Source organism: Bifidobacterium criceti, assembly GCF_002286935.1.
Taxonomy (GTDB): domain Bacteria; phylum Actinomycetota; class Actinomycetes; order Actinomycetales; family Bifidobacteriaceae; genus Bifidobacterium; species Bifidobacterium criceti.
In genome coordinates, this window is the sequence record NZ_MVOH01000014.1 from 76,148 (window position 1) to 100,153 (window position 24,006).

A 24,006-nucleotide genomic window follows, 5' to 3' on the forward strand; every position below is an offset into this window, starting at 1 on the left:
ACGCGCGGCAGATGACGCGCCGGGCACCCGTCCCATGGCCGGTTTCAGGCGAAGAACGGTTTCGTGTTCGCCCATATGCGCCTTGTGACGCATGGGCGGTTCATCGTGTACAGGTGGATGCCGTCGACGCCGCGCGCGACGAGGTCGCTGATCTGCTCGGACGCGTAGATGATGCCGGCTTCCTTGAGGCTTGCCGGGTCCTGACCCCATGCGTCGAGCATGACGTTGAGGCGTTCGGGGATCTTGGATCCGCACATGCCGGCCATGTGCCGTACGGAGCGGCCGTTGACGACGGGCATGATGCCCGCCTCGATCGGCACGTCGATGCCGGCGGCGCGCGCCTTGTCGCGGAAGCGCAGGAAATCCTCGTCGTCGTAGAACAGTTGGGAGATGAGATGGGTGACGCCCGCGTCGACCTTGCGTTTGAGGTTGTCGATGTCCTCGTCGAGGCTCGCCGCCTGCGGGTGTTTCTCCGGATAGCAGGCGCCGTAGATCTTCATGTCGGGGCGGCGCTCGCGGATGAACGCGGCGAGGTCGGACGCATAGTGGAACACGTGCGCCGGTTCGCGTTCGGGGTTGCGGTCGCCGCGCAGCGCGAGGATGCCGGAGACCTTCGCCTGGTCGAACAGGTCGAGCGCCTCCTCGGCGGCCTCCTCGTCGAGGTATTGGGCGGTCAGGTGCGCGACGGCGGGGATGCCGTATTCGGCGCGCACCGTGTTCGCGATGCGCGCGGTCGCGGTGCGGTCGACCGATTTGCCGGTGCCGTACGTCACGGAAATGAATGCGGGCTGGAGGCCCTGCAGGCCGTCGAGCGTGTCGTAGATCGTGCCGACGGGCGCGGTGCGTTTCGGCGGGAAGATCTCAAGGGAGAAGATGGGCATGATGGTCGTCCTTGCAACAGATTCGTGTCGTGTGCGGCCGTCCGTGCGGATGCGGACGGCCGCGCGTGGGCGACCGGCCCGCCCGCGTCGTCGGCGGGCCGGTCATGGGGATGGTGGTGGCGTCACAGGCGCGAGCGCACCGCGGCGGCGGCTTCGACCATGTGTTCGAGGCTCGGCCACGTTTCGGCGTCGCCACGGGTCTTCAGGCCGCAGTCGGGGTTGATCCACACCTTCTCGACGTCCATCTTGCCGATGATCTCGCCGATGCGTTCCTCGATCTCCTGTTCGGACGGGATGCGCGGCGAATGGATGTCGTAGACGCCCGGGCCCGCCTCGGTCTCGAATTGGGCGTCGTGGATCGCGTCGAGCACGACGAGGTCGCCACGCGACGCCTCGAACGAGATGACATCGGCGTCCATCGCATCGATGTCGCGGATGATGTCGTTGAACTCGGAATAGCACATGTGCGTGTGGATCTGCGTCGTCGGCTCGACCGCGGCATGCACGAGGCGGAACGCGGGGATGGCCCAGTCGAGGTACTGCGTATGCCAGTCGGAGCGGCGCAGCGGCAGCTTCTCGCGCAACGCGGCCTCGTCGATCTGGATGATGCGGATGCCGGCGTTCTGCAGGTCGACGACCTCGTCGCGGATCGCGAGCGCGAGCTGGCGTGTCTGCTCCTCGTTCGAGATGTCCTCGCGCGGCCACGACCAGTTGAGGATCGTGACCGGGCCGGTGAGCATGCCCTTCATCGGCTTGTCGGTCTTCGACTGCGCGTAGGCGCTCCACGCGACCGTGATCGGTTCGGCGCGCGAGACGTCCGACCAGACGATCGGCGGTTTGACGCAGCGCGTGCCGTAGGACTGCACCCATGCGTTCTTCGTGAACAGGAAGCCGTTGAGATGCTGGCCGAAGTATTCGACCATGTCGTTGCGTTCGAATTCGCCGTGGACGAGCACGTCGAGGCCGATCTGCTCCTGTTTGCGGATCACGTCGTCGATGCGCGCCTTGATGAACGCGTCGTAGTCGTCCCTGCTGATCTCACCTTTGCGCAGGCGTGCGCGTTCGGCGCGGATCTCCTTCGTCTGCGGGAACGAACCGATCGTCGTCGTCGGTAGGAGCGGCAGGCCGAGCGCCTTGCTCTGCAGCTTCTGGCGTTCGGCGCGCGCCGGCTGGCGTACGAAGTCGTCGTCGGTCAATGCGGCGAGGCGCGCGGCGACCGCCTCGTCACGCGCGACACGGCTGCCGTCGAACAGCAGCTGGTTCGCCTTGAGCGTCCCGGATGCCTTTTTCGCGTCCTCGTCGAGGTCGACGAGGTCCGCGATCTCGCGCACTTCGTCGAGCTTCTCGACGGCGAACGCGAAATGCTTGAGCACGTCGTCGCCGAGTGCCTCCTCACCCTTCGTGCTGAACGGCACATGCAGGAGCGAACAGGCGGATGCGACGGCGACACGGTCGGTGACCTGGCGCAATGCGTCGACGAGGCCGATGCTCGTCGCATAGTCGTTGCGCCAGATGTTGCGTCCGTTGACGACGCCGGCGAACAGCGTCGTGCGTTCGGCCACACCATGGCGGGCGACGGCTTCGAGGTTCGCGTCGCGGCCCTCGACGAGGTCGAGGCCGACACCGTCGAACTCGAGGAGCTTGACCGTCTCGTAGACGTCGGCGATGTTGCCGAAATACGTGTTGAGCAGCACACGGACACGGTCGCCGCGCGCCGGCAGGATGCGCGTGTAGAGCGCCTTGAACAGGCGCACGTCCTCGTCGTCCTTGTCGAGCACGAGGTAGGGTTCATCGAACTGCACCCATGAGGCGCCAAGGTCGGCGAAACGGCGGACGACTTCGGCGTACACGCCGGCGACGGCGTCGATGAGGCCCGCATCGATGGACAGCTCGCGCGCCTGTGAGTCACGCGACAGCTTGAGGAACGTGTACGGGCCGATGAGCACCGGCTTCGTGTCGATGCCGAGCGCCTTCGCCTCCTCGTACTCGTCGAACGGCTTCGTGCCGTTGAGCCGCACTTCGGTCGCGTCGTCGAACTCGGGGACGAGGTAATGGTAGTTCGTCGTGAACCACTTCTTCATCGGCAGCGCCGTCACGTCGCCGCGTTCGCCCTGATAGCCGCGCGCCATCGCGAAAAGCGTCTCCTCGGGATGCTCGAACGAGAGCCTGCGGTAGCGGGCCGGGATCACGTTGAGCAGGATCGCCGTGTCGAGCATCTGGTCGTAGAGGCTGAAATCGTTGCTCGGGATCAGGTCGATGCCGGCGGCCTGCTCGATCCTCCAATGCTCGGCGCGCAGCTCACGGCCGACATGGCGCACGTCATCAAGGGATGCGGCGCCCTTCCAATACGCTTCGATGATCTTCTTGAGCTCACGGTTCCTGCCGATGCGCGGGAAACCGGAAATGGACGTGAGAACGCTCATGGGTGCCTCCAAACGTGGTCATGGCTTGCTTCATGCAACGTGCATCACGCTACCAAACAAACCCGCGCGCCGCTCCCCACATCTTGGGAAAACCCGCCCCGGTGGCATACCAGTTATTGAGACATCGTTATAACCGCAGCTTATACCCACGGCCGGCAAGACCGGCACAAGCTATGGCAGGGGCACCTGCGCCCTATTCGAAGTCCTTCGGGCCCAGCACGGCGATGAGGTCGGCCTCATGCGTGCCCCACTTCCTGAACGGCGCGTCCGAACCGAACACGGCGACACACGCGGTCGACATGCCGAGCTTGAGCAGGTCGATCATGCCCGGGTCGGACTGCGGGCCGGCAAGCCACTGGCACGCCATCGACACGGTCGGCTCATGGCCGAGGACGAGCAACGTGCGCCGCTTGTCCTTGCACGAGGCAAGCGCGTCGAAGACCGACTGCATGCCGCTTTCATACAACGACTTCGTATAGTCGACCTTCGGCCCATCACCGAACACCTTGAGCATGCGCTCGCACGTCTGGCGCGCGCGCACCGCGTTCGAACAGTCGATCTGGTCGGGCACGAGGCCCATCGCCTTGAGCCCCTTCGCGACGCGCTTGGCCTGCTTGAGTCCCTTGTCGAGCAGTTCGCGGTCGAAATCCCCCTTCGCGTTGAACGGCTCCGTCTTCGCGTGCCTCATGACGAGCAGCACATACTTGTAGCCCTTCGCCTGCTTCGCTGCCTTCTTGACGTTCATCGGCGCCCTTTCGTCCGTCCGTTGCCCGGGAGGGGCATTGCAGATGCCAGTATACTGTGCGGCCGCGCCGCCGGCCGCCTATTCGCCTTCGGCGTCGCCGATCGCGCGCAGCTGCGCGTCGAGGTCACGCAGCACCTTGCGCAACTTGCGGTCGGAGATGTCACGCAGTTCAAGCTCGTCGAACGCCGCCTCACGCTCCTCGGGGCTCAACGCGTCGATGTCGCTCGTCGTGTCCTTCGCGGCGCGGTCGCGTTTGCGCAGCGCCTCGAAGCCTTCGGCCATCGCGCGCGAGACGACGAGGAAACCGGTGTGCCCGATCATCTGGTGGTCGGGGCGCACGGCGAGGCCCTGCGCCTTCCAATTGCGCTCCAACGTCTCCTGGACCTGCGGTTCGGTCCAACGCCCCGACGCGCGCAACGCCTCGACGAGACGGCTCATCTGCGTCGTCGTCGTGATGTAACACGTGAGCACACCGCCCGGCGCGATGACGCGCGCGGCCTGTTCGAGCCGGTTCCACGGGTCGAGCATGTCAAGCACGATACGGTCGAAATACCCGGCCTCGAGGTCCGCGGCGACCGAGTCGAAATCCCCCGTCATCAACGTCCAATTGTCCGGATGGGCCCCGTAATACAGGTCGACGTTCGCGCGCGCGACCCTCGCGAATTCACCCCGCAGCTCGATCGTCACGAGTTCGCCCCCGCCGCCGCACGCCTCAAGCAGATGCAGACTCATCGCACCCGACCCCGCGCCCGATTCGAGCACACGATGGCCGCGGCGGATGTCACCAAGCTCGATGACCTGCGCCGTGTCCTTCGGATACATGATCTGCGCGCCGCGCGGCATCGACAGCACATAGTCGGCAAGTCGCGGGCGCATGACGGCGAATCGCCACCCGCCGATCGCACGCGTGCCCTTCCACGGCTTGTTGCGGTCGCGTTCGGGATGCTCGGCGTTGACCTGCGCCTCACGTTTCGCCGTCACGCTCGTGACGATGACGCCTTCGCTCCTGCCGATGACGTCGTCATGCAGGATGAGGCCATGCGCCGTCTGCGTCGCCCCTCCCGGCGTGAGCTGGTCGGTGATCTTATTCGACTTCCTGTCGGTGAACTGGACCTTCTCCCCCGCTACGAACGGACCACGGCGCATACGGCGGCTCCTTTCCCGGAAAAAACAGGCCGCCTCCTTTCGGCGCGCCCTTGGATGTTGACAACCATTGCCCAGCGTACACGACGCCTGGGGCCTGCGGACGCAAGGCCGCCTGAGTCAGCGCGCGTACGCGCTCCAACGGCCCCCGTCATGGTGCACATGCAGGTCGAGGCCGAAGAGCGAGGAAAGCCGCTCCCCAGTGAACCCGTGGTCGAGGTCGCCCGCATAGACGACCGTGCCGGGCATCGGTTCACGTCCCGCGACATGGTCCGCGAGCGCGTCCGCCTCGCTGCCGCGCACCCTACCGAGGATCGCGACATGGTCGAATCCTTCCGGGATCTCCTCGAGGCGATGCGTGACGACGATGACGGTGCGTGCGGCGTCATCGGTGCCGATCCTGCTCAACGCGCGCAGCGTCGTCTCGCGGCCGCCCAGGTCGAGGCCCGTCGTCGGCTCGTCAAGGATGAGCAGTTCGGAGCGCGCCATGAGTGAACGGCATATCATGACGCGTGTGCGCTCGCCTTCGGACAGGTTGCCAATCGACTTGCCGATGAGGTATTCGATGCCGAACTCGCGCATGAGGGCGCGCGCGTGCGCGTACTCGTCGGGCGTGTACGTGTCGCGCCAACGTCCCGTGACGGCCTTGAGCGCCGTGACGACGGCGTCGAGAGGATCCTCGTCGCCCGGCACAGCGCGCAGCAGCTCCGCCGAGCTCAACCCGATGAGATGGCGGTAGGAGAAGACGTCCACCTTGCCAAGCCTGCGGCCTAGGATGTGCACGTCGCCCGACGACGGGAAAACGCGCGTCGCCATCATCTGCACAAGCGTCGATTTGCCGATGCCGTTGGGGCCGAACAGCACCCATTTCTCGCCACGTGGGATCGTCAGGTTCACGTCGGTGAGGATCGTGCGCCCATATCTGCGGAACTCAACGTCGCGCAGCACGACGGCCGCGTCATCGTCCCCGTGCGCGTATGTGCGCGTGTATGCGGCGGTCGTGTCGTCACCCATCGTTCCTCCTGTCGGTGTCATCCATCATCGTATGCACCCACGCTAGCGCACCCATGCACCACCGTCGCGGCGTGTCCCGGGATGCGGTCCGGCGGCGCGAGCCGCGCATACCACCTCGGCACGGGCGGCGCGCGCACGGTTCGCTCATGACGGCAAAACTTCGCCTTACCGCGTATTTCCCGTCTCCCCACGCGATGTGCACTAGCGTGGGAACCATGAGTGAAACAACCATGGTACGCCTGACCAAAGGCGAGACAGCACCGAACTTCGAGCTCGAATCCGACGAATACAAGCATTACGCGCTCGCCGACTTCAAGCACAAGAACATCGTGCTCTACTTCTATCCGAAAGCCGGATCGTCGATCTGCACGCTCGAGGCGAGGGATTTCCAGAAGAACCTCGAACGCTTCGCGAACGAAGGGTACACCGTCATCGGCGTCTCCCCCGACGACGTGAAGGAACTGCAGGAGTTCCGCGAGAACAACGACCTCGGCTTCGTGCTGCTGTCCGATCCGGAATACACCGCGCACAAGCTGTACGGCGCCGCGAAGGAACACGTCAAGGATGGCGAGAAGACCTATGAGACCGTCCGTTCGACCTTCGTCATCGACGGCGACGGCAAGATCGTGCTCGCGAGCTACGACGTCGACATCAACGGCCAGATCGAGGCACTCCTCGACGAGATCGAGAAGAACAAGTGATCCGATAGGCCGATGAAGCGCGTCGGGGTCTTCCCCCCGCGCACCCATACGGAACAAGGCCCCGGCGCCGCATCCGCTCCGTCCATACGGACGGCGGATGCGGCGCCGGGGCCTTTCGCATCGGCTGATCGCGTCACACGGCGGTGCCGTTCTGGTCGAGGTTCGGATTGTTCTTCGGGTCGCCCGCCGTGAAGAACAGGCTCAGCACGCCCGCGGCGAAGCACGCGGACACGGTGATGATCGACCACAGCGGATGCTGGGGCAGCCACATGACGACGAAGAACATGATCGCGGAGACGACGATGACGACCCAGCTCGCGACGCGGAACCACTGGCGCACCGAATGGGGCGCGCGGATGACCTGCGGCGGGTCGAAATCGTTCGGATCGGTGTCCATCGCGACCTCTTCGGCGTGTTCGAGCTCGCTGCTCGTCGGCTTCCACGGGCCGGTCTTGCCTTCCTTGAGACGGCGGGACTTCTCCTGAAGCTGGTATTCGTCGATCATGCCCGAGCGGCCGCGACCCTGCGTCGCGTCATACTGCTCCGGCACGCCGCCCTTGTTCCTGGCGCGGCGTTCCGCACGGTTTGCCATGGCGACTCCTTTCCTCTACAACGTTGTCACCGCCTCTACTGTACTGCATGGCACGGCGGTCCCCGCACGTTCCGCCACCGGGCGCAACAGATGGGTTCATGATTCCCCTGCACACGAAGGCGCCGCACACCATGATGGTGTGCGGCGCCCAGTGGAAGCGCTGTCCCCGCGCTCAGCGGCGCGGCAGCGACATCGGCCGCTGCGAGGCGACGATCGGCGCAGGCAGCTCGGTCGGCTCGCCGGTCAGATAGGCGTCGACGGCGGCCGCGCACGAACGGCCTTCGGCGATCGCCCAGACGACGAGGCTCTGGCCGCGTCCCGCGTCACCGCACGAGAACACACCATCCTGCGACGTCTGGAACGCGTCGTCGCGCGCGACGTTGCCGCGCTCGTCAAGACGCACCGGCAGCTGCTCGCCGAGCGTCGACGTGTCCGGATGCAGGAAGCCGACCGAGATGAGCACAAGGTCGGCCGGGATGACGCGTTCGGTGCCCGGCTGGCGCGTGAACGGGCCGTTCTCGCCCGGCGCGACCGACACGACCTTGAGGCCGGTGACGTGTCCTTGGCCGTCGGCGACGAAGCCTTCCGCCTGCGCCGACTGCTCATAGGTGATCTTCGTGCCGTCCTCCTCGCCGACGAAGTTGACGGAATCCGTGTTGTACACGTATTCGCCGCCCTCCTCCATCGACGACGTCTTCTGGTAGAGGCGCGCGAACGTCGGCCACGGCTGGTTGTCGGGGCGTGCCGACGGCTCCTTCGGCATGATCTGCAGGACCGTGACGTCCTTCGCGCCCTGGCGGATCGACGTGCCGAGGCAGTCGGAGCCGGTGTCGCCGCCGCCGATGATGACGACGTGCTTGTCCTTCGCCGTGATGCCATGGACGGGTTCCTTGCCGTAGACGCGGCGCGTCGCGTCCGGCAGGAAGTCCATCGCGAAATGGATGCCGTCAAGCTCACGGCCGGGGATGTTCATGTCACGCGGCACCGTCGAACCGATCGCGACGACGACCGCGTCGTACCGCGAACGCAGGTCGTCCCATGAGATGTCCTTGCCGATCTCGACGTTCGTGCGGAACCGTGTGCCCTCGGCTTCCATCTGCTCGACACGGCGGTCGAGGATGCGCTTGTCGAGCTTGAAGTTCGGAATGCCGTAGCGCATGAGGCCGCCGACCTCGTCGTCGCGTTCATAGACGACGACGGTATGGCCGGCGCGCGTGAGCTGCTGCGCGCAGGCAAGGCCCGCAGGGCCCGAACCGACGACGGCGACCGTCTGCGAGCTGAGGCGTTCGGGCGGCAACGGCTTGACGTAGTCGAGCTCCCACGCCTGGTCGATGATCGTCACCTCGTCGTTCTTGATCATCGTCGGCGGCTGGTGGATGCCGAGCACGCACGCCGATTCACACAGCGCCGGGCAGATGCGTCCGGTGACCTCCGGGAAGTTGTTCGTCATCGACAGGCGGTTGTACGCCTCCTCCCACTTGCCCTGGCGCACAAGGTCGTTCCATTCGGGGATGAGGTTGCCCAGCGGGCAGCCGGACATGCAGAACGGCGTGCCGCAGTCCATGCAGCGCGCTGCCTGCTCCCTGGTCCAATCCTGCAGGCCGCTTTCGGCATGCACGTCGAACCAGTCGTTGATGCGTTCGGCGACGGGGCGTTCGGCCAGTTCCCTGCGGGTACGGACCTTCAGGAATCCACGTGGATCTGCCATGTCAGCGCGCTCCTTCCATAACCTGCTCGTACGTCCGCTCCCAGACGCCGGGCTCATTGAAATCGATATTGTCGGTCTCCGCCTGCCGCATCGCGTCCGTCATCGCGACGAACTGCTTCGGGACCATGTGCGTGAAGCGGCCGCGCGCCATCGCCCAATCGGCGAGGAGGTCCTCGGCGAACTTCGAACCGGTCAGGCGCACATGGGCCTCGACGAGGTCTCGTACATGCGTCGCGTGTTCGTCGTCGAGCGCCTCGAAGAGCAGCGCGCCGGCGGCGGATTGCGGATTGACCTTGTCCATGTCGAGGTCGAGCACGTAGACGTGGCCGCCCGAGAAGCCCGCGCCGAGGTTGCGGCCGGTGGAACCGAGGATGACGACCTCGCCGCCGGTCATGTACTCGCAGCCGTGGTCGCCGACGCCTTCGACGACGAACGACGCACCGCCATTGCGCACGCCGAAGCGTTCGCCCGCGCGGCCCGCGACGAACATCGTGCCACTCGTCGCGCCGAAGCCGAGGACATTGCCGGCGATGACGTTCGTATGCGGGTCGAAGGTGACGTCCTTCGGCGCGGCGATCGTGATGCGGCCGCCCGAAAGGCCCTTGCCCGCGTAGTCGTTGACCTCGCCGACGATGTGCAATGTCTCGCCGCGCGGGATGAACGCGCCGATCGACTGGCCACCCGTGCCCGTGAGGTTCAGTTCGACCGTGTCATCCGGCAGGCCTTCCTCGCCGTAGCGCTTCGTGATCTCGTAGCCGAGCATCGTGCCGAGCGTGCGGTTGACGTTGCGGATGCCCATCGCGATCTCGACATGCTCGCCGCGTTCGAGCGCCGGTTCGGCGCGCGCGATGAGCTCGTTGTCGATCGCCTTGTCGAGCTCATGGTTCTGCTCGATCGTCTTGTGCAGGATCGTGCCCGGGACCGGGCCAGGCTGCATGAGCACATTCGAAAGGTCGACGCCTTCGGACTTCCAGCGCCTGATCGCCTCGTTCTGGTCGAGGCATTCGACGTGGCCGACGGCCTCCTCGAGCGTGCGGAAGCCGAGTTCGGCGAGCAGTTCGCGCACCTCTTCGGCGATGAACATCATGAAGTTGATGACATGCTCGGGCTTGCCGGTGTAGCGTGCGCGCAGCTCCGGGTCCTGCGTCGCGATGCCCTGCGGGCATGTGTTCTTCTGGCATGCGCGCATCATGACGCAGCCTTCGACCATGAGCGCCGTCGTCGCGAAGCCGAACTCCTCGGCGCCGAGCAGCGCGGCGACGACGACGTCGCGGCCGGTCTTGAGCTCGCCGTCGCACTGGACGGTGATACGCGAACGCAGGCCGTTGAGCACAAGCGTCTGCTGCGTCTCGGACAGGCCGATCTCCCACGGCGTGCCCGCATGGCGGATCGCGTTGAGCGGGGCCGCGCCCGTGCCGCCGTCGTAGCCGGAGATGAGCACGACGTCCGCATGGCATTTCGCGACGCCCGCGGCGATTGTGCCGACACCGAACTCGGAGACGAGCTTGACATGGATGCGCGCCTTCGGATTCGACATCTTCGCGTCGTTGATGAGCTGCTTGAGGTCCTCGATCGAATAGATGTCATGGTGCGGCGGCGGCGAGATGAGCTCGACGCCCGGCGTCGCATGGCGGACCTTCGCGATCCACGGCGGAACTTTCGCGCCCGGCAGATGGCCGCCCTCGCCCGGCTTCGCGCCTTGGGCGAGCTTGATCTGCAGGTCGGTCGCATGGACGAGGTAGTCGCTCGTCACGCCGAAGCGCGCCGACGCGATCTGCTTGATCTTGCTGCACAGCATCGGGTCGTTGAGTCGTTCGGTCGACTCGCCGCCCTCACCGGAGTTCGAACGCGCGCCGATCGAGTTCATCGCGATCGCGAGTGTCTCATGCGCCTCCTTCGAGATCGAGCCGTAGCTCATCGCACCCGTCGAGAACCGCTTGACGATCTCGCTCGCCGGTTCGACCTCGTCGATGTCGATCGGTGTGCGCGTATGGTTGAACTTCATCAGGCCGCGCAGCGTCATGATCCTGTTCGACGTGTCGTTGATGTGCGCGGAGTACTGCTTGAACATCCCGTAATCGCCGCGCTGCGTCGACTGCTGGAGCAGGAAGATCGCCTCCGGGTCGTTGAGGTGCTCCTCACCCGTGCGGCGCCACTTGTATTCGCCGCCAGTGCGCAACGTGCGGTGCGGCGTCGCGGTCCATTGGTTCGGATAGGCCACGCGGTGGCGGATCGCGACCTCCTCGGCGAGGTCGTCGAGGCCACAGCCGCCGACGCGCGAGACAGTGCCGGTGAAGTAGTCGTCGATGACCTGCTGGTTCAGGCCGACGGCTTCGAACAACTGCGCGCCACGGTAGCTCATGATCGTCGAGACGCCCATCTTGCTCATGATCTTGAGCACGCCCGTCGACAGCGCGTTCTTGAGGTTCGTCACGGCCGTCTCGGCGTCCACGTCAAGGAAGCCGGTGCGCGCGAGCTCCTCGACCGATTCGAACGCGAGGTACGGGTTGACGCACGCCGCGCCATACGCGATGAGCAGCGCGACATGGTGGATCTCACGCACATCGCCCGCCTCGACGACCATCGAGATCTGCGTACGCGTCTTGCGGCGCAGCAGGTGGTGCTGCACGGCGGACGTGAGCAGGGGCGACGGGATCGGCGCCATCATATGGTTCGAATCGCGGTCCGACAGGATCAGGAAGTTACGCCCGTCCTCGATCGCCGCGTCGACCTCGTCGAAGATCTCCTCAAGGCGCGCCTTGAGCGCCTCGCCGCCACCCGTCACCTGGTACAGGCCCTTGATGACGACGGGCTCGTAGTAGCCGTCGAGCTGGCGGGCGCGGTCGACGTTCTTGAGCTGCGCCATCTCGTCGGAGTCGATGACCGGCTGTTCGATGAGGATCTTCTTCGCATGCGTCGCGCAATCCTCAAGCAGGTTCGGTTCGGGGCCGATCGCCGATTCGATCGACGTGACGATCTTCTCACGTTCCCAGTCGAGAGGCGGGTTCGTGACCTGCGCGAACTTCTGCGTGAAATAGTCGAAGAGCATGCGGCTGCGGCCGGAGAGCACCGACATCGGGATGTCGTTGCCCATCGAGCCGAGCGGTTCCTTGCCGGTGTCGGCCATCGGCTTGAGCACCATCTTGAGCTCTTCCTGCGTGTATCCGAACGCACGCTGGCGGCGGTGCACCGACAGGTCGGAATAGGCCACATGTTCGCGCTGCGGCAGGTCGGCCATGCTCACGGTGTTGCCTTCGACCCACTCGCGGTACGGATGCTGCGTGGCGAGTTCGTGCTTGATCTCGTCGTCCTCGATGATGCGGCCGGCCGCCGTGTCGATGAGGAACATCCTGCCCGGTTCGAGGCGCCCCTTCGCGACGATGTGCCCGTCGGCGACCTGCGGCAGGACGCCCGCTTCGGATGCGAGCACGACGTAGCCGTCGTCGCTCACCTGCCAACGTCCCGGGCGGAAGCCGTTGCGGTCGAGCAGCGCGCCGACCTGCACACCGTCGGTGAACACGAGGTCGGCGGGGCCGTCCCACGGTTCGATGAGCGCGTTGTTGTACTCGTAGAACGCGCGCACATCGGGGTCGAGCTCGGTGTTCTTCTCCCACGCCGGCGGCACCATCATCAAGATCGCGTGCGGCAGCGAACGGCCGGCGAGGTTGAGCAGCTCGAGGACCTCGTCGAACGTGCCCGAATCGGAATAGCCGGGCGTCAGGATCGGCAGCAGGTCGTCCATGTCACCGAGCAGCTCGGACTTGAGGCGGCCCTGACGCGCCGAGAACCAGTTGCGGTTGCCCTGGATCGTGTTGATCTCGCCGTTGTGCGCGATGAGGCGGAACGGCTGCGCGAGCGGCCACGACGGGAACGTGTTCGTCGAGAAGCGCGAATGCACGATCGCGACCGTCGTCTTCATGCGTTCGTCGGACAGGTCCGGGAAGAACGGCTTGAGCTGCATCGTCGTGAGCATGCCCTTATACGTGAGCGTGCGTGCGGACAGCGACGCGAAGTAGATGCCGACCTCATGCTCGGCGCGCTTGCGCACGCGGTAGACGCGGCGGTCGAGGTCGATGCCGGAGAGCTCTCGTTCGGGGTCGGCGAGCACGAGCGTCTTGAACGACGGCATGCTTGCGAGCGCCTGCAGTCCAAGCCCGTTCGGGTCGGTCGGCACGACGCGCCATGCGAGGACCTCGAGGCCTTCCTCGGCGGCGATCGCCGCGATGCGCTGCTCCTGCTGGCCCGAGATGGCGATGTCACGGTCGAGGAACGCGATGCCGGCCGCGTAGTGCAGCGGTTCGGGCAGTTCGGCGTCGATTGTCGCGCGCATGAACTCGTCCGGCATCGCCATGAGGATGCCGGCGCCGTCGCCCGTATTCTCCTCGGCGCCGACGGCGCCTCGGTGGTTCAGGTTCACGAGTACCTCAATGGCGTCGTCGACGATTTTGCGTTCCGGCTTGCGATTGAGGGTGGTGACCATGCCTACGCCGCAGGCGTCATGCTCGGAATTGGGATCGTACATGCCTTCCGGGCGATGAATCGTCAAATCAAGCGGGGTTCCAAACGTCACCGCAATCACCTCTCTAGTCACAGGGAAAGCCCATCCCCTACTGAAGTTCCAGTTGCAGGCTACCAGTGCGCGACGGGTCGGCATGGTCCGGTGACCACATCGCGAATCGTGCGCCCGCCCTCACGTGTGCGTTGCGCGCGGGGCGGCGGCAATCCAGCCTTTCGCATTCTATGAGGTCGATTATTTCGGAAGTATGACGACATCGCCGCGTCCGTGGAAAAAAATCACATAGTGAGACGGCGGCGTGTCCGTCTGTGGCGGCGCGCGTCGCGGCGCGCGCCGCTACGGCAGCTCGTCGAAGATACGCTCGATGACGGCGTCGTTGAGCAGACGTCCGCGCCGTGTCGCGACGAGCCGCGCGCCGCCTGCGGCGTGCACGCGCGTCGCGAGCCCCTCATGTTCGAGTTCGCGTACGACGGCGCCGAGGTCGCGTGCGGTGAGGCGTTCGATCTCGTCGATGTCGAGCCCTTCGCGCAGGCGTACACCGAGCATGACGCGCTCCTCGAGGTCCTCGTGTGCGGAGACGACCTCATGGCCGCCCCATGGCACGTCGCCTTGTGCGATCCGCTGCGCCCACGCGCGCGGATGGAGCACATCCCATGCGCGCAGCGAACGCGCGCCGTCCGTACCGGACGCGGCGGGCAGCGTGTAGTGGCTGTGCGCGCCGGGACCGACGCCCGCCCAGTCGGCGTTCCTCCAGTAGCCGAGGTTGTGCCGGCTCTCATGGCCGGGGACGGCCCAGTTCGAAATCTCGTACCATTCGAGGCCCGCGGCGCGGCACATGTCGTCGACGATCTCGTATTTCGCGGCTTCGTCGTCGTCATCGGGGCGCGACAGCCTGCCGGCCGCGATGAGACGTCCCATCTTCGTGTGTGGTTCGACGGTGAGCGCGTAGGCGGACAGGTGGTCGACGCCGAGGCCGAGCGCGGTTTCGACGCTCGTACGCCAATCGTCGAGGCTTTCGCCTGGCGCGCCATAGATGAGATCGACGCTCGCGCGCAGCCCGGCGGCGCGCGCGGCGGCGACACCGTCGGCGACGTTCGCGGGCGTATGCGTGCGGTCGAGCGTGCGCAGCACATGCGGCACCGCGGACTGCATGCCGAACGAGATGCGTGTGAAACCACCGTCGGCGAGCGCTCGGATCGCATCGGCGTCGACGGTGTCGGGGTTCGCCTCGGTCGTGACCTCGGCGCCCTCCTCGATGCCCCATAGGCCGCGCACCGCATCAAGGATCGTGACGAGGTCCTTGACGGGCAGGACCGTCGGCGTACCGCCACCGAAGAAGACCGTCGAGACGGCCGGCTCGTCGATGCCCTGTTCACGTTGCCACCGCCGCAGCAGGCGCATCTCCTCGACCGCCGCCGCCGCATAGCCGGCGCGCGACGCGCCACCGCCCAGATCGTGTGCGGTGTAGGTGTTGAAATCGCAATAGCCGCAGCGGCGCAGGCAGAACGGGACGTGGATGTAGACCTCGTAGCTCAACGCACACCTCCGCCGCAGCCATCGCGACACAGGCGGAACGGGACGTGGATGCAGACCTCGTATCGCATCGCGCGGCGCTCAGCCTTCGGTCTTCTGGGCGGCGCGGATCTTGTCCTTCGTGTCGCGGTCGCTGCCGGTCTCGCCCGTCGACAATGCGGCTACGAACGCCTCCTGCGGCACCTCGACATGGCCGAGCATCTTCATGCGCTTCTTGCCGGCCTTCTGCTTCTCAAGCAGTTTGCGCTTGCGTGTGATGTCGCCGCCGTAGCATTTTGCGAGCACGTCCTTGCGCAATGCGCGGATGTTCTCACGGGCGATGATGCGCGAGCCGATCGCCGCCTGGATCGGGATCTCGAACTGCTGGCGCGGGATGAGCTCGCGCAGCTTCTTCGTCATCATGACGCCGTAGCTGTACGCCTTGTCACGGTGCACGATCGCCGAGAACGCGTCTACCTTGTCGCCCTGGATGAGGATGTCGACCTTGACGAGATCGGCCGCCTGCTCGCCGTCCTCATGGTAGTCGAGTGACGCGTAGCCCTTCGTGCGGCTCTTGAGCTGGTCGAAGAAGTCGAAGACGATCTCGGCGAGCGGGATGCGGTAATGCATCTCGACGCGGTCGGTCGAGATGTACTCCATCGTGCCCATGACGCCGCGGTGGTCCTGGCACAGTTCCATGACGGCGCCGATGAACTCCTTCGGCGTGATGATGTCGGCCGCGACGACCGGTTCGACGATCCGTTTGATCTTGCCTTCGGGGAATTCGCTCGGGTTCGTCACCCGGTGCACGGTGCCGTCCTCGCTCGTCACCTCGTACGGCACGTTCGGCGCCGTCGAGATCAGGTCAAGGCCGAATTCACGGCTGAGGCGCTCGGAGACTATCTCCATGTGCAACAGGCCGAGGAAGCCGCAGCGGAAGCCGAAACCGAGCGCGACCGACGTCTCCGGCTCATAGACGAGCGCCGCGTCGTTGAGTTTGAGTTTGTCGAGCGCCTCGCGCAGCTCGGGGAACTGCGCGTTGTCGATCGGGAACAGGCCCGCGTACACCATCGGCTGCGGGTCGCGGTACCCGGCGAGCGGCTCGTGCGCCGGATGCGCGGCCGATGTGATCGTGTCGCCGACCTTCGACTGGCTCACATCCTTCGCGCCGGTGATGACGTAGCCGACCTCGCCCGCGCCGAGCGCGCGCGTCGGCATCATGTCCGGACTGATGACACCGATCTCGATCGGATCGTACGTTGTGCCGACGCCCATCATATGCAGCTTCTCACGCGAACGCAGCTCGCCGTCGACCATGCGGATGTAGGTGACGATGCCACGGTACGAGTCGTAGACGGAATCGAAGATGAGCGCACGTGCGTCGGCGTCCGGATCACCGCTCGGCGCGGGCACGTCGACGACGATGCGGTCGAGCAGGTCGCGCACGCCTTCGCCCGTCTTGCCGGACACGCGCAACACGTCGGAGGGGTCGCATCCGATGAGGCCCGCGATCTCCTCGGCGTGCTTGTCCGTCTCGGCGCTCGGCAGGTCGATCTTGTTGAGCACCGGGATGATCGTCAGGTCATGGTCGATCGCCATGTACAGGTTGCTGAGCGTCTGCGCCTCGATGCCCTGCGTCGCGTCGACGAGCAGCACGGCGCCCTCGCATGCGGCGAGCGCGCGCGAGACCTCGTACGTGAAGTCGACATGGCCGGGGGTGTCGATCATGCCAAGCGTGTACTCCTGGCCGTCGTATGTCCACGGCACGCGCACGGCCTGCGATTTGATCGTGATGCCACGTTCCTGCTCGATGTCCATGCGGTCGAGGAACCGGTCGCGCATCTCACGTTCGGGCACGATGCCGCTGAGCTGAAGGATACGGTCCGCGACGGTCGACTTGCCGTGGTCGATATGCGCGATGATGCAGAAATTGCGGATCAACGACTGATCGGTGAAACCGGGCTGATTATGATGCTGGCTCACGCCACCCTCCTGTTGTACGAGTTCGCGACCATTCTAGCGGCAACGCGCGGCAAACGGGAACGTGCGCCGATGGTGTCCTTTATCCGCGGTGCGTGGTAGTATGCCTTTTCGTATGTCCTTATAGAAACCGTTGTTTGGAGAATACATAGTGGCAAACATCAAGTCGCAGAAGAAGCGCGTCCTCACAAACGAGAAGGCGCACAAGCGCAACGTCGCGGTCAAGTCCGCGATCAAGACCGCGATCCGTCACACCCGCGAAGCCATCGCCTCGGGCGACAAGGCCGCGGCTGAGGCGGCGTTCCAGATCGCTGGCCGCAAGCTCGATCAGGCGGCCAGCAAGGGCGTCATCCACAAGAACCAGGCCGCGAACCGCAAGTCCGGTTTGGCGCTGCAGATCAACGCGATGTGATCTGATCCACGCTTGACGAATGGGCCCGGATGGCGATGCCACCCGGGCCCATTCGTATGTGCGCGTACATGTCACTGCCGTGGGTCGTCCGCACCACCATGCATATCCGTTTCCCGATGCGCCTCGGCCATCTGCGCATCCCCCGATTCCATTGCGGCGCCGTCCTGTGTGGTTGGCGGCTGTGGCACGTTCTGTACGGTCACGTCGCCGACACGGTGGTGGACCCGGCGCACAAGGAGCACATGCGGCAGATGCGCCTTCGCGCGCGGCACCGCGGTCGGCAGCTGCCAGTTGAACCGCACCGACCCCAGACGCAACAGCACGACGATCGCGATGATTGCGACGTCGAGCGTCATCTCGACCTGGTCGTTGATGAATCCGCGCGCATGCCACCGCCATACGGGCACGGTGAGCATGCTGCCGATGACGGCGGGCACGATGTACCAGTGGCGGTCGCGGATGACCATCGGCACCTCGTTGAGCAGGATGTCACGGATCATGCCGCCGCCCATCGCCGTGAATGTGCCGAGGAACACGGCCGTCATGCCGCTTGTGTTGTAGACGAGGCCCTTGCTTGTGCCATTGACGGCGAAGAGGCCGAGCGCGAGCGCGTCGATTGTGAGCATCGACCATTTGAGCTTGTCGACCTCCGGATGGATGACCGCAACCGTGCATCCGGCGAGGAGCGCCGTGATCACGGAGACGCGGTCGGATATGCATACGGGCGGCACCGCGCCGAGCAGGATGTCACGGATCATGCCGCCGCCGAGCGCCGTGAGCCATGCGGTGATGATGATCGTGAAGACATCGTAGCCTTTGCGGATCGCCGCGAGCCCGCCTGCCATGCCACAGCAGAAGATAGCGAGGTATTCGACGCCAAGGAAGAACGGCGAGTTCTGCAACGCGACTTCCATCGACCGCTCCTTTTCGAACGTGTGCGTATCTGCGCCGGCGGACGGGTTGGGCCGCCGCGGCCCCGACCATTGTACGCGCCGTGGCCTGTCGGATATGCCTGGCGCGTATGCGAACGGGGCGGACGCCGTGAAGCCGGCGGCCGCCCCGTCACTACGATTCAATGTGGCCGCCCCAGGGTGCGGGCGGCGTGTCCGGTGCGCTCAGCACACCTTCCACATCCAGTTGTGCGGATCCTCGATCTCGCCGAGCTGGATGCCGAGCAGCTGGTTGCGGATCGCCATCGTCAGCTCGCCGGGTTCGCCGTCGCCGACGGTGACGTCGAACTTCTCGGACTTGAAGCGTCCGATCGGCGTGACGATTGCGGCGGTGCCGCACGCGAACACCTCGGTGACCTCGCCGGACTTGATGTCCTCGAGCAGCTTCTCGAGCACGATCATCGTCTCGACGACGTCATGGCCGTCGTCCTCGAGCAGCTGGATGATCGAGCGGCGCGTGACGCCCGGCAGGATGCTGCCGGTCAGGCTCGGCGTCTCGACATGGCCGTCCTTGTACACGACCATCATGTTCATGCCGCCGAGCTCCTCGAGATAGGTCTTCGTGGCCGCGTCGACGAAGCACACCTGCTCGCAGCCTTCGGCGATGCCGCGGTACTCGCCGAGGAGCGATGCCGCATAGTTGCCGCCGCACTTGGCGAAACCGGTGCCGCCGGGGCCGGTGCGGAACCATTTGTCCTCGACCCAGATGCTCACCGGCTTGACGCCACCCGCGAAGTACGGGCCGGACGGCGACGCGATGACGCAGTATTCGACCTCTTCCGGCGCACGCACGCCGAGGAACGCCTCGGACGCGAAGATGAACGGGCGCAGGTACAGCGTGTATTCACGGCGTGCGGGAACCCACTTGACGTCCTTCTCGACGAGTGCGGCGCACGATCCGAGGAAGTCCTCGATCGAGACCTCGGGCAGGTACAGGCGCTTCGCCGAGTTCTGCATGCGTTCCGCGTTCGCGTCCGGACGGAAGAGCCATGTCGAGCCATCGGCGTGGCGGTATGCCTTGAGGCCTTCGAAGACCTCCTGCGCGTAATGCAGCACCGAGGCGCCCGGGTCGAGCTTGAGCGGCGCGTACGGTTCGATGCGGCGGTCGGACCAGCCTTCGCCCTTCGTCCAGGTCATATGGGCCATGCTGTCCGAGAAGACCTGACCGAACGCCGGCTTGTCGATGAGCTCCTCGCGCTTCGCGTCCGACGCCGGGTTCGGGTTCGGCAGGACGGTGAAGCGTTCGGCGAGGGAATCGAGATACGCTGGATCGTGATGGGATTCATTGGTCATGATGATGCTTCTTTGAGAAATCGGATGAAATCGTAGTGGTTGGCCATGGGCGCTTTTGGCGCCGACTTGGTTCATACTCTTGCACAACCCCATGTCCAACGCGGGCGGGGCGTTCACATACTGACATGCCATATGGAACCGCGCCGACAAGCGCGTGGCCGGTGCGAACCGTTGGCGTTGCACCGCTGGCCGGCTCCCATCGGTTGCCGGTGGCATGGCGCTCCCTACGCGCTCGGCGGATGGAAGGGAGGCATTGTCCGCGAGGATGCCTATGTTGCCTAGATTGCCGGTTTCCCGCACATGCGCCGCATATGGCAGGATGCCCACCCCCAGCGACGGGGGCGGGCATCCTGATGATGACGTTGTGGCGGCCTATGCCATGACGGCGCGGCGGCCGATGGGTCAGGCGGCCGGGTTTGATTCGTCAATCGCCGGGACGTTCTCTTCCTCGGCTTCGGTGGCCTCAGGCTCGGCGGCCTCCTCCGGCACCTCGACGGTGACGACGGACTCGTCGAGGTTCTCCATGTCGAGCTCGACGCCCTCAGGCAGCGCGAGGTCCTTGAGGAAGACCTTGTCGCCGTCGGCGAGGCCATCGACGGAGACGACGATCTTCTCCGGCAGGTTGCTGACGTCGGCGCGGACCTTGAGCTCCTGGATGTCGACGAACGCGATGGCGGCGCCCTTCGGCGTGCCCTCGACGAAGACCGGGACCTCGACGTCGATCTTCTCGCCGGCCTTGACCTCGTAGAAGTCGATGTGCTCGACGATGCGCTTGACCGGGTTGCGCTGGACGTCCTTGACGACCGCGAGTTTGCTGTCGTCGCCGTACTTGACGGTGATGAGGGCATTCGTGTGGCGCAGCGCGAGCGTCGTCTCCTTCATCGGGAGCTTGACGTAGACCGGCTGCTCGCCGCCGGCGTAGATCGTCGCCGGGATCTGCTGCGCGACGCGCATGCGGCGCGACGGGCCCTTGCCGAACTCGGTGCGCAGTTCGCCTTCAAGAACGATGGTGGTGTTTGCCATGATGTGTTTCTCCTTGTTTTTGTCTTCGACGCATCAACGAGCCGAAGGCGCCAAGGAGCGTCTTCGTGCCGAGTCGATCACGGAAACGCGCGTCATGCGCTTCCCTCGCCAAAGCAACGTTTCGAATATAGTCGCACGGCTGGACAAGCCTCCGCCCGTTTCCCATGCGATAGGTGCGCGCCATCGCCTGCCGCACCCATGTACAATGTGCAGCAGTCATGGAATCCGGCCGCCAAGGCCGGGGAATCGAGGATTGTTCGACCATGTCATCGTCATCAGCGAACCGTATCATCACAGCCGTCGCGGGCGCCGGGGCCGCCGTCGCGGCGGCGACCGTCACCGGCGCGGGCGTCGCGCTTGTACGCATCGCGCTCGACACGACGTATCCGAAATCGATCTTCGCACGCAAACGCCTTGATCATTTCGCCGACTACGACGACGCCGGCGACCATGTGTCTGAGGAATCGCGCCGCTGGTTCGAGCAGACGCGGCAGCCCGTCGTCATTCGCAGCTACGACCATCTCAAGCTGCACGCGTGGCGTTTCGATCCGGATACGGCCAAACCGGCGCCGCACCACTATGCGGTATGCGTGCACGGCTACTCCGGCGATCCGGAAGAAATGGCGCCATGGGCGCAACATTACGCAGCGATGGGATACACGGTGTTCACGCCCGCGCTGCGCGCGCACGAATTGAGCGAAGGGCGCTATGTGACGATGGGCGCGATCGAGAGCAGGGACGTCAAACAATGGGTCAATTTCATCGTCTCGAACGATCCGCAGGCGAAGATCGTGCTGCACGGCAATTCGATGGGCGCCGCAAGCGTGCTGTTCGCCGGCGCCAACCCATGCCATGCGCCGAACATCAAGGCGATCGTCAGCGACAGCGCGTTCACGGCGGGAGCCTCGCAGCTCGCGCATAGCATGGCGGACGCGTTGCATGTGCCACGCGCGCTCACGAGGCCGTCGATCGCGTTCGCGAACCTGCTGCTCAAACGTGCGGCCGCCGCGTCGCTCGCCGACGCCGATGTGCTCGCCGCCGTGCGCCATCTGACGGTGCCGACATTGTTCATCCAAGGGGATGCGGACACAATCGTCGACCCGTCGAGCGCCCGCACACTCTATGAGGCGTGCGCAAGCAACGACTGCGAGCTGCTTGTCGTCGACGGCGCCCCCCATGTCGCATCGCTCATGACCGACCCGCAGCTGTACTGGTCGACGGTCGACCGCTTCCTGCACGGCGTGCCGGGACTTGACTGAGCCCATCGCCACATGTACATATGCGGGGAGGCCCGGCACCATTGGCGCCGGGCCTCCCCGCATATAAGGACGGTGTCCGGACGGTGCCGTCCGGACACCGAGCATCAGTCGAGCAGCTCCTTGACGGCCGCGATGACGGCCTGCAGGCTCGCCTTCGCGTCCCCGAAGAGCATCTGCGTGTTGTCCTCGAAGTACAGCTCGTTCTCGATGCCCGCGTAGCCACGGCCGCGGCCACGCTTCATGACGACGACATTCTGCGACTTGTCGACGTCGAGAATCGGCATGCCGGAGACCGGGGTGCCCGGTTTGCGGGCCGCCGGGTTCGTCACGTCGTTCGCGCCGACGACAAGCGAGACGTTCGCGCTCGGGAACTGCGGGTTGATGTCGTCGAGGTCGACGAGCTCGTCATACGGCACATTCGCCTCGGCGAGCAAGACGTTCATATGGCCGGGCATACGCCCAGCGACCGGGTGGATCGCGTATTCGACCTCGACGCCATGCTCCTTGAGCAGTTCGCCAAGGTCGGCGAGCTCTCGCTGCGCCTGCGCCTGGGCAAGGCCGAAGCCGGGGACGAAGATGACCTTGTCCGCGTAGACGAGCTGGACGGCGAGGTCGTCGGGTGACGTCTCCTTCATCGTGCCCTCCGGACCGTCCGCGGCACCGCCTGCGGCGGTCGCGCCGCCGAAGCCGCCTGCGAGGACGGACATGAGCGGACGGTTCATCGCCTTCGACATGAGCACGGACAGCGTCACGCCCGCGGCGCCGACGAGCGCGCCGGCGACGATGAGCGCCACATTGTCGATCGCGAGGCCGGACATCGCGACCGCGGTGCCGGTGCACGCATTGAGCACGGAGATGACGACCGGCATGTCCGCGCCGCCGATCGGGATGACGAACACGAGGCCGTAGCACAGCGCGAACACGGTCGTCAGGACCGACCACATCACACGGTGTTCGGGCTGCACGCACAGCATGACGAACGCGGCGATCGTGAGCACGATGAACAGGATGTTCCACACGCTCTTGCCGGGCAGCGTGAGCTTCTTGACCCACTTGATGCCCTGGAGCTTGCCTGCGGCGACAAGCGAACCGGTGAACGTGACCGCGCCGATCATGACGCCCAGGCCGGCCGTGATGAGCACGACGAGGCTCGGGCTGCCATCGCCGGCGAGGATGTCATTGAGCGCGACGAGAGCCGCCGCGCCGCCGCCGACGGTGTTGAACACCGAGACGAGCTGCGGCATGTCGGTCATCTTGACCTTCTTCGCCGAGACGACGCCGGCGACCGCGCCGATGACGATGCCCGCGACGAGCAGGATGAGCGCGGTCTTCGAGAAGTTGCCGTCGATGAACAGTTTGATGAACGCCATCGCGACGGCGATGACCATGCCTGCCGCAGACACGAAGTTGCCCTTGCGCGCGGTCTTCGGCGAGTTCATGTAGTGCAGGCCCATGACGAAGAGCACAGCGGCGAGCACATAGACGCACCACGCGACGATGTCGACCGTGGAAGCGGGAACCCAATTGTCGTAGATCACTTGTTGTCCCCCTTCTTCGCCTCGGACTTGTCGGACTTGAACATCTCAAGCATGCGGTCGGTGACGACATAGCCGCCGACGACGTTCATCGTGCCGAGGACGGCCGCGAGGAAGATGAACACATAGGACAATGTGCTCGTCGCATGTGCGGCAACGATGACGACGCCGACGATGACGATGCCGTGGATCGAGTTGGCGCCCGACATGAGCGGCGTGTGCAGCGTCGCCGGGACCTTGCCGATCACTTCGATGCCGATGAGCAGCGCGAGCACGAACAATGTGAGCGCGATCACCAGATTGGGCATGATGGTTTCCA

At 65.3% G+C, this 24,006-nt stretch carries 18 protein-coding genes; 3 read left to right on the top strand and 15 right to left on the bottom strand.

Translation table 11 applies throughout. The features are described 5' to 3' along the window. Window positions 1–44: 44 nt before the first annotated feature. From metF to B1526_RS05955, 5 genes are all read right to left on the bottom strand, one after another. Window positions 45–881 (bottom strand): methylenetetrahydrofolate reductase [NAD(P)H], encoded by an 837-nt coding sequence (gene metF, locus B1526_RS05935; protein ID WP_095615154.1) that lies wholly within the window; start codon window positions 879–881, stop codon window positions 45–47. A gap of 122 nt (window positions 882–1,003) precedes the next feature. After that, window positions 1,004–3,304, bottom strand: coding sequence for a 5-methyltetrahydropteroyltriglutamate--homocysteine S-methyltransferase (gene metE, locus B1526_RS05940; protein WP_095615155.1), 2,301 nt, complete (start codon window positions 3,302–3,304; stop codon window positions 1,004–1,006). Window positions 3,305–3,497: 193 nt separating this feature from the next. After that, a complete protein-coding gene (locus tag B1526_RS05945; protein ID WP_095615156.1) occupies window positions 3,498–4,049 on the bottom strand; it encodes a SixA phosphatase family protein in 552 nt (183 codons plus the stop codon). A 78-nt stretch (window positions 4,050–4,127) separates the two neighbouring features. Then, entirely contained in the window at window positions 4,128–5,195 is a 1,068-nt protein-coding gene (locus B1526_RS05950; protein WP_095615157.1) for a tRNA (adenine-N1)-methyltransferase, read from the bottom strand. A 117-nt stretch (window positions 5,196–5,312) separates the two neighbouring features. Then, window positions 5,313–6,206 (bottom strand): ABC transporter ATP-binding protein, encoded by an 894-nt coding sequence (locus B1526_RS05955; RefSeq protein WP_095615158.1) that lies wholly within the window; start codon window positions 6,204–6,206, stop codon window positions 5,313–5,315. A gap of 215 nt (window positions 6,207–6,421) precedes the next feature. On the opposite strand from B1526_RS05955, the gene B1526_RS05960 reads away from it, so the two are divergent. Next, window positions 6,422–6,907 (top strand): peroxiredoxin, encoded by a 486-nt coding sequence (locus B1526_RS05960; RefSeq protein WP_095615159.1) that lies wholly within the window; start codon window positions 6,422–6,424, stop codon window positions 6,905–6,907. Between the two features lie 133 nt (window positions 6,908–7,040). Here the strand turns inward: B1526_RS05960 and B1526_RS05965 are convergent, their stop codons facing one another. The 5 genes from B1526_RS05965 to lepA form a co-directional block, all read right to left on the bottom strand. Continuing rightward, window positions 7,041–7,499, bottom strand: a complete 459-nt coding sequence (locus B1526_RS05965) for a hypothetical protein (protein WP_095615160.1) — start codon at window positions 7,497–7,499, stop codon at window positions 7,041–7,043. Between the two features lie 172 nt (window positions 7,500–7,671). After that, window positions 7,672–9,207 carry a glutamate synthase subunit beta gene (locus tag B1526_RS05970; protein WP_095615161.1) on the bottom strand — a complete coding sequence of 512 codons (1,536 nt, stop codon included), beginning with the start codon at window positions 9,205–9,207 and terminating at the stop codon, window positions 7,672–7,674. 1 nt (window position 9,208) lies between these two features. Next, window positions 9,209–13,777 carry a glutamate synthase large subunit gene (gene gltB, locus B1526_RS05975; RefSeq protein WP_235607070.1) on the bottom strand — a complete coding sequence of 1,523 codons (4,569 nt, stop codon included), beginning with the start codon at window positions 13,775–13,777 and terminating at the stop codon, window positions 9,209–9,211. Window positions 13,778–14,059: 282 nt separating this feature from the next. Further along, on the bottom strand, window positions 14,060–15,259 hold the full coding sequence (gene hemW / locus B1526_RS05980) for a radical SAM family heme chaperone HemW (protein WP_095615163.1): 1,200 nt from the start codon (window positions 15,257–15,259) through the stop codon (window positions 14,060–14,062). A gap of 78 nt (window positions 15,260–15,337) precedes the next feature. Next, entirely contained in the window at window positions 15,338–17,218 is a 1,881-nt protein-coding gene (gene lepA, locus B1526_RS05985; RefSeq protein WP_095615164.1) for a translation elongation factor 4, read from the bottom strand. Window positions 17,219–17,366: 148 nt separating this feature from the next. On the opposite strand from lepA, the gene rpsT reads away from it, so the two are divergent. Beyond that, a complete protein-coding gene (gene rpsT, locus B1526_RS05990) occupies window positions 17,367–17,627 on the top strand; it encodes a 30S ribosomal protein S20 (protein WP_095615165.1) in 261 nt (86 codons plus the stop codon). Window positions 17,628–17,698: 71 nt separating this feature from the next. On the opposite strand, the gene B1526_RS05995 is transcribed toward rpsT, so the two are convergent. The 3 genes from B1526_RS05995 to B1526_RS06005 all read right to left on the bottom strand — a co-directional run bounded on the left by B1526_RS05995 (window position 17,699) and on the right by B1526_RS06005 (window position 20,893). Then, the gene (locus B1526_RS05995; protein WP_095615166.1) at window positions 17,699–18,541 is read right to left on the bottom strand and encodes a trimeric intracellular cation channel family protein; all 843 of its coding nucleotides are present in this window, start codon (window positions 18,539–18,541) and stop codon (window positions 17,699–17,701) included. Between the two features lie 201 nt (window positions 18,542–18,742). Continuing rightward, on the bottom strand, window positions 18,743–19,870 hold the full coding sequence (locus tag B1526_RS06000) for a branched-chain amino acid aminotransferase (protein ID WP_095615167.1): 1,128 nt from the start codon (window positions 19,868–19,870) through the stop codon (window positions 18,743–18,745). A gap of 402 nt (window positions 19,871–20,272) precedes the next feature. Continuing rightward, window positions 20,273–20,893, bottom strand: a complete 621-nt coding sequence (locus B1526_RS06005) for a 50S ribosomal protein L25/general stress protein Ctc (RefSeq protein WP_095615168.1) — start codon at window positions 20,891–20,893, stop codon at window positions 20,273–20,275. 263 nt (window positions 20,894–21,156) lie between these two features. On the opposite strand from B1526_RS06005, the gene B1526_RS06010 reads away from it, so the two are divergent. Continuing rightward, a complete protein-coding gene (locus tag B1526_RS06010; protein WP_157908705.1) occupies window positions 21,157–22,152 on the top strand; it encodes an alpha/beta hydrolase in 996 nt (331 codons plus the stop codon). Between the two features lie 104 nt (window positions 22,153–22,256). Here the strand turns inward: B1526_RS06010 and B1526_RS06015 are convergent, their stop codons facing one another. Together B1526_RS06015 and B1526_RS06020 are read right to left on the bottom strand one after the other, a co-directional pair. Then, window positions 22,257–23,687 carry an NAD(P)(+) transhydrogenase (Re/Si-specific) subunit beta gene (locus B1526_RS06015; RefSeq protein WP_201260136.1) on the bottom strand — a complete coding sequence of 477 codons (1,431 nt, stop codon included), beginning with the start codon at window positions 23,685–23,687 and terminating at the stop codon, window positions 22,257–22,259. Further along, entirely contained in the window at window positions 23,687–23,995 is a 309-nt protein-coding gene (locus B1526_RS06020) for an NAD(P) transhydrogenase subunit alpha (RefSeq protein WP_095615248.1), read from the bottom strand. The genes B1526_RS06015 and B1526_RS06020 overlap by 1 nt, the downstream gene beginning before the upstream one ends. Window positions 23,996–24,006: the final 11 nt, after the last annotated feature.

Coding starts and splice junctions, on each gene's coding strand:
- B1526_RS05950 (WP_095615157.1), bottom strand. CDS start 5,195: ATGCGCCGTGGTCCGTTCGTAGCGGGGGAGAAGGTCCAGTTCACCGAC.
- B1526_RS06010 (WP_157908705.1), top strand. CDS start 21,157: ATGTCATCGTCATCAGCGAACCGTATCATCACAGCCGTCGCGGGCGCC.
- metE (WP_095615155.1), bottom strand. CDS start 3,304: ATGAGCGTTCTCACGTCCATTTCCGGTTTCCCGCGCATCGGCAGGAAC.
- B1526_RS05945 (WP_095615156.1), bottom strand. CDS start 4,049: ATGAACGTCAAGAAGGCAGCGAAGCAGGCGAAGGGCTACAAGTATGTG.
- B1526_RS06005 (WP_095615168.1), bottom strand. CDS start 20,893: ATGGCAAACACCACCATCGTTCTTGAAGGCGAACTGCGCACCGAGTTC.
- metF (WP_095615154.1), bottom strand. CDS start 881: ATGCCCATCTTCTCCCTTGAGATCTTCCCGCCGAAACGCACCGCGCCC.
- B1526_RS05965 (WP_095615160.1), bottom strand. CDS start 7,499: ATGGCAAACCGTGCGGAACGCCGCGCCAGGAACAAGGGCGGCGTGCCG.
- B1526_RS05995 (WP_095615166.1), bottom strand. CDS start 18,541: ATGGAAGTCGCGTTGCAGAACTCGCCGTTCTTCCTTGGCGTCGAATAC.
- B1526_RS05955 (WP_095615158.1), bottom strand. CDS start 6,206: ATGGGTGACGACACGACCGCCGCATACACGCGCACATACGCGCACGGG.
- B1526_RS06000 (WP_095615167.1), bottom strand. CDS start 19,870: ATGACCAATGAATCCCATCACGATCCAGCGTATCTCGATTCCCTCGCC.
- B1526_RS05960 (WP_095615159.1), top strand. CDS start 6,422: ATGAGTGAAACAACCATGGTACGCCTGACCAAAGGCGAGACAGCACCG.
- B1526_RS05970 (WP_095615161.1), bottom strand. CDS start 9,207: ATGGCAGATCCACGTGGATTCCTGAAGGTCCGTACCCGCAGGGAACTG.
- B1526_RS06020 (WP_095615248.1), bottom strand. CDS start 23,995: ATGCCCAATCTGGTGATCGCGCTCACATTGTTCGTGCTCGCGCTGCTC.